Genomic DNA, 9,659 nt, shown 5'->3' with positions numbered 1-9,659 from the left:
GCCCGTTGCTGCTTTTCGCCTGCTCAGCGCTTCGTGATCAGCGTGAGACCGGCACCCAGCGGCAGGCGGGTGACGATCGCGCCCTCCAGGGAGCGGGCCATCTCGTCGGCCTCCCGGGCGGCGGTGGTGTCGCGGTCGCGGCGGGACTCGTCGGCGAGGGTGGCGTCGAGAAGCGCGTCGGCGAGCACCAGGGTGCCGCCGGGGGTGAGCAGGGGCCAGGAGGCCTGGATGACGGCGGGCAGCTCCACCGGGGCGACCTGGGCGTAGACGAGCTGGTAGGCGCCGGCGGCGAGGCGGCCCATGACGTCGAGCGGACGGGAGGGCAGGAAGCGGACCCGGGAGGGGGCGTAGCCGGCCTCGCGGAAGACGTTGCGGGCCTGGGCCTGGTGCTCGACCTCGGGGTCGATGCACGTGAGGGTGCCCTTGTCGCCGAGTCCGCGGAGGATGTAGAGGCCCACCACGCCGGCGGCGGGTGTCACGGCGACCGCGCCGGTGGAGTTCGAGGGGGAGCCCGTGGCGGCGGCGAGGGTGGCCAGGAGCTGGCCGGTCATCTCGTCGGGCACGGTGAGTCCGAACTCCGCGGCGTCGCGGCGCGCGTCGGTGAGCGCCTCCGGGATCTCCGTGGTGGATTCGATGTAGGTGCGCAGTGCGTCATATGCCGTGTCAGTCACGATTCCCCAGTCTAGGGTGGTCAGAGCACATTGTGCGGGAACCCCCCGGGATTGTGGCTGGTGTGACGGGTGGGGCTTATGGGGGGTGTTCACAGTATGTTGCCAGACCACTCTGCAGTCTTCTGCAGTGGGGTGTAGCACAATAATCGGCATGACACGCACTGCAGGACACGACGCCCACACCCAGGACGCCGCGCTCACCACTCCGGAGAACCTCTCCGGCACCGCTGCCTTCGATGCCGGTCAGGGGGACATGCCCAGCTGGGGCGAGCTCGTCGCGGAACACGCCGACAGCGTCTACCGTCTGGCCTTCCGTCTCTCCGGTAACCCGCACGACGCGGAGGACCTCACCCAGGAGACGTTCATGCGTGTGTTCCGCTCCCTCCGTCACTACCAGCCCGGCACCTTCGAGGGCTGGCTGCACCGCATCACCACCAACCTCTTCCTGGACATGGTGCGCCACCGCAACAAGATCCGCATGGAGGCGCTGCCCGAGGACTACGAGCGTGTCCCCGGCACGGACATGACCCCGGAGCAGGCGTACTCCGTCGCCAACCTGGACCCGGCCCTGCAGGCCGCGCTGGACCAGCTGAGCCCCGACTTCCGTGTCGCCGTCGTCCTCTGTGACGTGGTCGGCATGTCCTACGACGAGATCGCCGACACCCTCGGCGTGAAGATGGGCACCGTCCGTTCCCGCATCCACCGCGGCCGTACCCAGCTGCGCGCCAGCCTCGAGGCCGCCGCACAGAAGGATGAGGGCGCGAAGCTCCTCCTGCGGACCCGCTGACCCTCCCGGGGGTATTCTGGCGGAGAAAGGAGGACCCGAGCACCCGATGAGCCGCCCCAACCTGCCGCGCATGCCCCGCATGCCGAAGCTGTCCCGTCCGGCCCGCCCACGCGCCCCGCGTCGGCCCCGTGAATTCGCCTCCGTCGAGCACCTCAGCCCGGAGGCCGTCGCCGCGTTCGTGGACGGCGAACTCACCGACCTCGCCTGCCACCGTGCCCGCGTGCACCTCGTCCACTGCGCCGAGTGCCGGGCCGAGATCGAGCGTCAGCGCGGCGCCTCCGAGTGGCTGCGCGGATCCAACATCGGGGAGGACGTCCGGGCCCCGCACGACCTGCTCACCCGTCTGGCCGGCATCGCGTCCGCCCCGCCGCGTTCCGGACCGGACGCGGAGTCGACTCCGACCCCGGTGCCCGAGGGTCTGCTGGACAAGATGGAGATGATCCTGCGGGCGGTCAAACGTAACCAGGGCCACTAGCCGCACAGCGGTTCCGTGGTGTGACTAAGGTGGATGTGTGTTTCAGAGTATCGGTTGGCTGGAGATCTTCACGCTGCTGATCGTGGCTCTCATTGTCGTCGGCCCGGAGCGTCTGCCGGGACTCATCGAGGACGTGCGGGCCGCTATCTTTGCGGCCCGACGCGCGATCAACAACGCGAAAAAGGAGCTGAACGGCGAGTTCGGTTCGGAGTTCGACGAGTTCCGTAAGCCCCTCGAGCAGGTGGCGGAGTACACGCGCCTCGGCCCCCGCGGGGCGATCACCAAGGCGCTTTTCGACGGCGACGAGTCCGCCCTCGACGCCTTCGACCCGCAGCGCATCATGCAGGAGGATCCGCGCGACACCCCCGATGCGCGTCGTCGCAGCCCCCAGCCCCAGCCTTCGCAGGAGCAGGCTGGGCAGCCGCAGAATCAGCCTCCCCGGAATCCCGACGACACCCCGAAGGGTGACTACGGGACCGGCGGCGGCTTCTCCTGGGCGGACATCACCTAGCACCGGGGCGCAGGCAACAGAAACATACCGCGAAGGCCCTCTCCCGCTGGTCGGGGAGGGCCTTCGCGGTGTATCCGGGTTGCTGCAGAGTACGTGGGTCAGCTGCGGGTGACGCCGAGGCCCAGCGACTTACCGGCCAGCGACTCACGACGCGTCATCAGCTGCTCGGCGATGGCGCCGATGGCCTGACCCGCGGGGCTGTCCGGCTCGGAGACGGCGATCGGGGTGCCGTCGTCGCCGTGGGCACGCAGGGCCGGATCCAGCGGGATCTGGCCGAGCAGCGGCACCTTGCCGCCGGTGAGCACGGACAGGCGCTCGGCGACGTGCTGACCGCCGCCTTCGCCGAAGACGTCGAGGGTGGTGCCGTCGGGAAGCACCATGGCGGACATGTTCTCGATGACGCCGGCGACGCGCTGACGCGTCTGCTGCGTGATGGAGCCGGCGCGCTCGGCGACCTCCGCGGCCGCGGCCTGCGGGGTGGTCACGATGAGCAGTTCGGCGTTCGGGACCAGCTGCGCCACGGAGATGGCGACGTCACCGGTACCCGGGGGCAGGTCCATGAACAGGAAGTCCAGGTCGCCCCAGAAGACGTCGGCGAGGAACTGCTGGATCGCGCGGTGCAGCATGGGGCCGCGCCACACGACGGGTGCGTTGCCGTCGACGAAGTGGCCGATGGAGATGAGCTTCACGCCGTGGGCCTGGGGCGGCATGATCATGTCGTCGACGGCGGTGGGGCGGTCCTCGGAGCCGAGGAGACCCGGGACGGAGTGGCCGTAGATGTCGGCGTCGAGGACACCGACCTTGAAGCCGCGCGCCGCGAGGGCGACGGCCAGGTTGACGGTCATCGAGGACTTGCCGACGCCGCCCTTGCCCGACGCCACCGCGTACACGCGGGTCGTCGAGTCGGGCTCGGCGAAGGGGATGGTGGGCTCCTCGACGCCGCCGCGCAGAGACATGCGCAGCTCACGGCGCTGCTCGTCGCTCATGACGTCGGTGGTGACGGTGACGGTGCCCACCCCGTCGATCTCCTCCACGGCCGCCTGCGCGTTGGACGTGATGGTGGATTTCATGGGGCAGCCGGCGATGGTGAGGTAGAGCTCGACATCGACGTCCGGGCCGTTGACGGCGATCGACTTGACCATCCCCAGCTCGGTGAGGGGCTTGCCGATTTCAGGGTCCTCTACGCGGGACAGCGCGCTGCGGACAGCGGATTCGGTGATAGCAGACATGACAGCGTCCATCGTAGTAAGTCAGCGGCCGGTCTCGTCCGCCAGGTCACCCTGGGTGGGTTCGGAGAGATCCTCGTGGGAGTCGGCGACGTCCGCGGAGACGTCGTCCAGCTTCGCCTCGAGGCGCTCCAGCAGGCTGCGGAGGTCCTCGAGCTCGTGGCGCAGGAAGTCACGGGAGACCATGTCGCCGACGGCCAGGCGCACGCCGGCGAGCTCGCGGGCGAGGAACTCGGTGTCCGCCTTCGTCTGCTCCGCGCGGCGGCGGTCGGCGGACAGGGTCACCTTGTCGCGGTCCTCCTGCCGGTTCTGCGCCAGGAGGATGAGCGGGGCGGCGTAGGCGGCCTGCGTCGAGAAGGCCAGGTTGAGCAGGATGAACGGGTAGGGGTCCCACTTCCAGATGAACCAGCCGCCCGCGTTGAGCGCGATCCACACGATCACGATGACGGTCTGCCACATGAGGTACTGGCCCGTGCCGAAGAAACGGGCGACCTGCTCGGCGCCGGCGCCGACGGCGTCGTCGTCGATGTGCAGGAAGCGGGGGCGACGCTTGGCGACGGGGGTGTCCAGGTAATCAGCCACGGGTCATCTCCTTACGCGGGCGCAGACCCTCGGAACGCCAGTCCTCGGGCAGCATGTGGTCGAGGAGGTCATCGACGGCGACGGCCCCCAGCAGATGGTTGTCCTCGTCGAGGACGGGACCGCAGACGAGGTTGTACGTCGCGAAGTAACGGGCGGCGGTCTCCTGGTCGTCGTCCGCGTACAGGGGCGGCAGATCCGGGTCGAGGATGCCCGACACCAACGTCGAGGGCGGCTCGCGCAGCAGCTTCTGCAGGTGCACGCACCCCAGGTAGTGGCCCGTCGGCGTGGCCGTCGGGGGACGCACCACGAAGACCATCGACGCCAGCGACGTCGGCAGATCAGGGTTACGCGCCAGGGCCAGGGCCTCCGCGACGGTCGTCTGCGGGGTGAGGATGAGCGGCTCCGGCGTCATGAGCGCACCCACCGTGTCGGGGGAGAAGCTCATGAGGCGACGGACCGGGGCGGACTCCTCCGGGTCCATCAGCTCCAGGAGCACCTCGGCCTTGTCGTCGGGCAGCTCCTGGAGGATGTCCGCGGCGTCATCGGGATCCATCTCCTCCAGGACGTCCGCGGCACGCTCGATGTCGAGGGTCTCCAGCAGCTCCGCCTGGTGGTCCTCCGGCATCTCCTGGAGGATGTCGGCCAGACGCTCGTCGTTGAGCTCGTTGGCCAGCTGGTGCCGCTCGTCGCTGGGCAGCTCGTGGAGGATGTTCGCGACGTCCGCCGGACGCATCCGGTCGAAACCGGCGAGCTTCTCCGCCAACTTGTCCGACTGCCCGGCACCACTCGAGGACAGGCCGTGGACGTGGCTCCACGGGGCGGTGAACAGACTGGGGGAGCGGCCGAACTTGGGCCGCGAACCGAACACCGCCACCTTGGTGATCACCCAGTCGCGGGTACGCACCCGCTCCAGCTCGACGTCGGCGATCTCCACCGCCCTGCCGTGCAGGTGGGACAGCTCCGGGTCGTCCGTGTGCACCTTCGCGCCCACCAGATCCCCCATGACCGTCAGCTCACCCGAACGGACCTGGAACGCACGCATGGACACCGAACCCGACGCCAGGGTGATGTCACCCGGCTCGATCGCCGCGATCCGGCCCATGGGCACGAAGATGCGCCGCCGGCTGGTCAGCTCCACCACCACACCCAGCGCGCGGGACTGCTGCCCCTGCGGACGGATGGTGACCACGACGTCGCGGACACGGCCGATGGGGTCCAGATCCGGGCCTCTGACCTGCAGTCCGATCAGACGACCCGCGTACACGCGGGTGACAGCACTCATGGGACCCAATTCTAGACCGGAACCAAACGGACCCCTGATTCGTTGTACAGGTATGAGCTCCCCCCAGAAACGTCCGCCCCTGCGTTCCCGACCCACCGGCTGGCCGGTGGGTAGTTTCGATTCTTATGAGGACGCGCAGGCGGCCGTCGACAAGCTCTCTGACCTGGAGTTCCCCGTCGCCGACCTGACGATCGTCGGCGTCGACCTCATGGAGGTCGAAAGGGTCAGCGGACGCCTCACCTGGCCGCGCGTGCTCGGCGGGGGCGCCGCCTCCGGAGCCTGGATCGGCATCTTCTTCGGACTGCTGCTGAGCTTCCTCGGGGGCGACATCGCCTCCGCCCTGATGCTGGGCCTGCTCATGGGTGTCGTCTTCGGCGTCGTGTCCGCCGCCGTGCCCTACGCCCTGTCCGCCGGCAAGCGGGACTTCACCTCCCGGACCGAGATCGTCGCCGGACGCTACGACCTGCTGTGCGACCCCGCCCGGGCACCCGAGGCCCGCGACATCATCGCCCGCTCGGGTCTGGCCCGGATTCAGCCGCCGACCGGGTAGATTCATCGGCATGAACGCCGTCCCGTCCGCCGCCCGCACCCCGAGGAGGCTGACGTGGTCGGCCGCACGGGCCGCCCTGGCGGCTCTCACCACCGCCACCCTGCTCGTGGGGTGCTCCACCGCGGAGCCCGCCCGCAAGACGAACATCAACCACGACCGGACCGTGCGCATCCTCGTCTCCGCGAACTCCCCGGAACAGCTGATCCTCGGCCAGATCTACCTGCAGGTGCTCACCGAGGCGGGACGTGAGGCGGACCTCGTCAGCGAATCCACCCCCCAGCCCCTCAACCGGCTGGCGAAGGTCCGGGCGAAGGAGGCGGACCTGGTCATCGGGTGCACCGGCAACTTCCTCGACCGGCTGGACCCGGTGCGGGCCCGCGGGCTCTCCGCCGAGATCGCCGCCGGTCAGTTCGAGGACCCCGCCGACCAGACCCACCGCGAGTTCGTCGGGGCGCTCCCCGGCTCCATGACCACCACCGACCCCTCCTCCGCGGAGGGCTGCGCCGGGGACGTCCAACGCCGGCAGGTCCCCGACCTGCCCGAGAACATCGTCCCGGTCTTCTCCCGGGACCTGTTCGACCGGGAGGAGACCGCCGCGCTGGCCGCCGTCACGAGGGTGCTGACCACCGAGGAGATCGCCACCCTCCTGGAGAAGCTGGAGGAGGAGTCCTCCGTGTCCACCGTCGTCGCCGAGTGGCTGGGCTACTAGACGGGGACGTCGGGAAGCGGAAAGCCGGCGCCCGGTCCCTCCGGGGAGGGGCCGGGCGCCGGCGTCGTGCCGCCAGAGTGGCGTCAGATGATCTAGGCGAAGGCCTCGTCGATCAACTGTGCCTGCTCAAGCTGGTGGACCTTGGTCACACCGGTGGCCGTCGAGGACTGCGCACGGCGGGAGATGCGGCGCATCTCCGGCATACCCGGGATCAGGTTACGCAGGTGCTCGTTGTAGAACGGCCACGGACCCTGGTTCGCCGGCTCGTCCTGGACGAAGCGGATCTCGGTGGCGTTCGGGTAGCACTCGAAGGCCTCGCGCAGACGGTTGAACGGGATCGGGTGCAGCATCTCGATGCGCACGATCGCGATGTCCTCGCGCTTGTCCTTCTTACGACGCTTCTCCAGCTCGTAGTACACCTTGCCGGAGCACAGCATGATGGTGGTGACCTTGTCGGCGTCGCCGATGACGTTGCCCTCGAGGTCGACCAGACGCGGGTCGTTGTAGACCGACTGGAAGGAGGTCACGTCGGTGAAGTGCTCGACCGGGGAGGCCGCGTCCTTCATGCGGAGCATCGACTTCGGGGTGAACACGACCAGCGGGCGACGCATGGTGCCCAGTGCGTGACGACGCAGCAGGTGGAAGTGGTTCGCCGGGGTCGTCGGCTGGGCGACGGTCATGGAACCCTCGGCACACAGCTGCAGGAAGCGCTCGATGCGGGCGGAGGAGTGGTCCGGGCCCTGGCCCTCGTAGCCGTGCGGCAGGAGGAGGATGACGCCGGAGGTCTGGCCCCACTTGGCCTCACCGGAGGAGACGTATTCGTCGATGATGGTCTGTGCGCCGTTGGCGAAGTCACCGAACTGCGCCTCCCACGCGACGACGGCGTCGGAGTTGCCCATGGTGTAGCCGTACTCGAAGCCCATGCCGGCGTACTCGGTCAGGGCGGAGTTGTACACGAGGAACTTGCCGCCGTTGCCCTTCTGCACGGCCAGCTCGTTCAGCGGGTTGAACTCGTTGCCGTTGCGCGGGTCGATCGGGATGGCGTGACGCTGGGTGAAGGTACCGCGACGGGAGTCCTCACCGGCGAGGCGGACCAGACGGCCCTCGTTCGCCAGGGAGGAGAAGGCGATGAGCTCGCCCCAGCCCCAGTCGATGCCGCCCTCGCGGACGGACTCGGCGCGACGCTTGGCCACCGGTGCCACACGCGGGTGGAACTCGAAGTCCTCCGGGGCGGTGGAGTAGGCCATGCCGATCTCGACGAGGTCCTCGCGGGTGATGGAGGTGTCCAGGCCGCGGGTCAGCTCCTGGGAGCCGGTGATGCCGGTCTGCTCCTGCGGGCCGTCCTTCTCGGCTTCCTTGACCTCGTTGAAGACGGACTCCATCTGGTCGTGGAAGTCCTGTGCCGCGATCTCGGCGTCCTCTGCGGAGAGGTCACCACGGCCGACGAGGTCGTCGGTGTAGCGGGCACGGACGGACTTGCGGTCCGCGATGAGGTCGTACATCAGCGGCTGGGTCATCGACGGGTCATCGGCCTCGTTGTGGCCGCGGCGGCGGTAGCAGATGAGGTCGATGAAGACGTCCTTGCCGAAGCGACGACGGTACTCGGTGGCCAGCTGGCCGACCCAGACGACGGCCTCCGGGTCATCGCCGTTGACGTGGAAGACCGGGCAGTCGAAGCCCTTGGCCACGTCGGTGGCGTAGTGGGTGGAGCGGGAGGAGTCCGGGGTGGTGGTGAAGCCGATCTGGTTGTTCACCACGATGTGGACGGTGCCGCCGACGGTGTAGCCGCGCAGGCCGTAGAGGTTGATCGTCTCCTGGACGATGCCCAGGCCGGCGAAGGAGGCGTCACCGTGGAGCATGAGCGGCATGACGGTGAAGCCGTCGTCGCCCTTGTCCAGCAGGTCCTGCTTCGCGCGGGCCATACCCACCATGACCGGGTCGACGGCCTCGAGGTGGGAGGGGTTGGCGGTGAGGGAGACCTTGATCTCGCCGTCGCCGAACATCTGGATGTGGGTGCCCTCGGAGCCGAGGTGGTACTTCACGTCACCGGAGCCACCGATCTGGCCCTGGGTGATGTTGCCCTCGAACTCGTTGAAGATGGTGGCGAGGGACTTGCCCACGATGTTGAACAGGACGTTCAGGCGGCCACGGTGCGGCATGCCGATGACGACCTCGTCGAGGCCCTGGCCTGCGGCGGTGTCGATGGCGGCGTCCATGAGCGGGATGAGTGCCTCGGCGCCCTCGAGGGAGAAGCGCTTCTGGCCGACGTACTTGGTCTGCAGGAAGTTCTCGAAGGCCTCGGCGGCGTTGAGCTTCTGCAGGATGTACTTCTGCTCGGCGTTGGTCGGCTTGGGCATGCCCGCCTCGAGGCGGTCCTGCAGCCACTCACGCTCGTCGCGGTCGAGGATGTGGGTGTACTCGGAGCCGACCTTGAGGGTGTAGGCGGCGCGCAGGCGGGAGAGCACCTCGCGCAGGGTCATGGACTCCTTGCCGCCGAAGCCACCGACGTGGAAGGAGCGGTCCAGGTCCCAGATGGTCAGGCCGTGGGTCTCGATGTCGAGGTCACGGTGGTCCGGCACCGGCATGCCCGGCTGGATCCAGTTCAGCGGGTTGGTGTCGGCGATGAGGTGGCCGCGGGAGCGGTACGCCTCGATGAGCTGCATGACGCGGGTGTTCTTGTCGATGCCGCGGTTCGGCAGGTCCTGCGCCCAACGCATCGGGGCGTAGGGGATGTTCATCCGGTCGAAGATGTGGTCCCAGAACTTGTCGTCGACCAGCAGCTGCGACATGGTGCGCAGGAACTCACCGGACTCCGCGCCCTGGATGACGCGGTGGTCGTAGGTGGAGGTGATGGTGACCAGCTTGC

General features: G+C 68.7%; 10 protein-coding genes. 5 read left to right on the top strand and 5 right to left on the bottom strand.

Annotation, left to right across the window (positions count from 1 at the left end):
• Nucleotides 1-23: 23 nt before the first annotated feature.
• Nucleotides 24-671 (bottom strand): O-methyltransferase, encoded by a 648-nt coding sequence (locus GXZ33_RS11165; RefSeq protein ID WP_291341129.1) that lies wholly within the window; start codon nucleotides 669-671, stop codon nucleotides 24-26.
• A 151-nt stretch (nucleotides 672-822) separates the two neighbouring features.
• Here GXZ33_RS11165 and sigE point away from each other — a divergent pair, with 151 nt between their 5' ends.
• Genes sigE through tatB form a run of 3 tightly spaced genes read left to right on the top strand, consistent with a single transcriptional unit; the run spans nucleotide 823 to nucleotide 2,444 of the window.
• Complete coding sequence (gene sigE / locus GXZ33_RS11160) at nucleotides 823-1,458, top strand: RNA polymerase sigma factor SigE (RefSeq protein WP_291341127.1); 636 nt, start codon at nucleotides 823-825, stop codon at nucleotides 1,456-1,458.
• A 46-nt stretch (nucleotides 1,459-1,504) separates the two neighbouring features.
• Entirely contained in the window at nucleotides 1,505-1,933 is a 429-nt protein-coding gene (locus GXZ33_RS11155; protein ID WP_291341124.1) for an anti-sigma factor, read from the top strand.
• 37 nt (nucleotides 1,934-1,970) lie between these two features.
• Complete coding sequence (gene tatB / locus GXZ33_RS11150; RefSeq protein ID WP_291341122.1) at nucleotides 1,971-2,444, top strand: Sec-independent protein translocase protein TatB; 474 nt, start codon at nucleotides 1,971-1,973, stop codon at nucleotides 2,442-2,444.
• Nucleotides 2,445-2,542: 98 nt separating this feature from the next.
• Here tatB and GXZ33_RS11145 read toward each other — a convergent pair whose 3' ends face one another.
• The 3 genes from GXZ33_RS11145 to GXZ33_RS11135 are packed head-to-tail and all read right to left on the bottom strand — an operon-like array spanning nucleotide 2,543 to nucleotide 5,534.
• Complete coding sequence (locus GXZ33_RS11145; protein WP_291341119.1) at nucleotides 2,543-3,673, bottom strand: Mrp/NBP35 family ATP-binding protein; 1,131 nt, start codon at nucleotides 3,671-3,673, stop codon at nucleotides 2,543-2,545.
• A gap of 21 nt (nucleotides 3,674-3,694) precedes the next feature.
• On the bottom strand, nucleotides 3,695-4,252 hold the full coding sequence (locus GXZ33_RS11140) for a DUF1003 domain-containing protein (RefSeq protein WP_291341117.1): 558 nt from the start codon (nucleotides 4,250-4,252) through the stop codon (nucleotides 3,695-3,697).
• The gene (locus GXZ33_RS11135) at nucleotides 4,245-5,534 is read right to left on the bottom strand and encodes a CBS domain-containing protein (protein WP_291341115.1); all 1,290 of its coding nucleotides are present in this window, start codon (nucleotides 5,532-5,534) and stop codon (nucleotides 4,245-4,247) included. The genes GXZ33_RS11140 and GXZ33_RS11135 overlap by 8 nt, the downstream gene beginning before the upstream one ends.
• A 52-nt stretch (nucleotides 5,535-5,586) precedes the next feature.
• On the opposite strand from GXZ33_RS11135, the gene GXZ33_RS11130 reads away from it, so the two are divergent.
• Both GXZ33_RS11130 and GXZ33_RS11125 read left to right on the top strand, forming a co-directional pair.
• Entirely contained in the window at nucleotides 5,587-6,084 is a 498-nt protein-coding gene (locus GXZ33_RS11130; protein WP_291341114.1) for a general stress protein, read from the top strand.
• 10 nt (nucleotides 6,085-6,094) lie between these two features.
• Nucleotides 6,095-6,793 carry a hypothetical protein gene (locus GXZ33_RS11125; RefSeq protein ID WP_291341111.1) on the top strand — a complete coding sequence of 233 codons (699 nt, stop codon included), beginning with the start codon at nucleotides 6,095-6,097 and terminating at the stop codon, nucleotides 6,791-6,793.
• 92 nt (nucleotides 6,794-6,885) lie between these two features.
• Here the strand turns inward: GXZ33_RS11125 and GXZ33_RS11120 are convergent.
• Nucleotides 6,886-9,659 (bottom strand): multifunctional oxoglutarate decarboxylase/oxoglutarate dehydrogenase thiamine pyrophosphate-binding subunit/dihydrolipoyllysine-residue succinyltransferase subunit (locus GXZ33_RS11120; RefSeq protein ID WP_291341109.1); only part of this gene is annotated, 2,774 nt, incomplete at its 5' end.

The organism is Corynebacterium sp. (genome assembly GCF_012838985.1).
Taxonomy (GTDB): Bacteria; Actinomycetota; Actinomycetes; order Mycobacteriales; family Mycobacteriaceae; genus Corynebacterium.
This window is presented reverse-complemented; position numbering and strand designations above follow the sequence as displayed.

Bases quoted from the DNA above. Each gene is read 5' to 3' on its own strand.
- GXZ33_RS11125 (WP_291341111.1), top strand. From the start codon at position 6,095: ATGAACGCCGTCCCGTCCGCCGCCCGCACCCCGAGGAGGCTGACGTGG.
- GXZ33_RS11155 (WP_291341124.1), top strand. From the start codon at position 1,505: ATGAGCCGCCCCAACCTGCCGCGCATGCCCCGCATGCCGAAGCTGTCC.
- GXZ33_RS11130 (WP_291341114.1), top strand. From the start codon at position 5,587: ATGAGCTCCCCCCAGAAACGTCCGCCCCTGCGTTCCCGACCCACCGGC.
- sigE (WP_291341127.1), top strand. From the start codon at position 823: ATGACACGCACTGCAGGACACGACGCCCACACCCAGGACGCCGCGCTC.
- GXZ33_RS11145 (WP_291341119.1), bottom strand. From the start codon at position 3,673: ATGTCTGCTATCACCGAATCCGCTGTCCGCAGCGCGCTGTCCCGCGTA.
- GXZ33_RS11135 (WP_291341115.1), bottom strand. From the start codon at position 5,534: ATGAGTGCTGTCACCCGCGTGTACGCGGGTCGTCTGATCGGACTGCAG.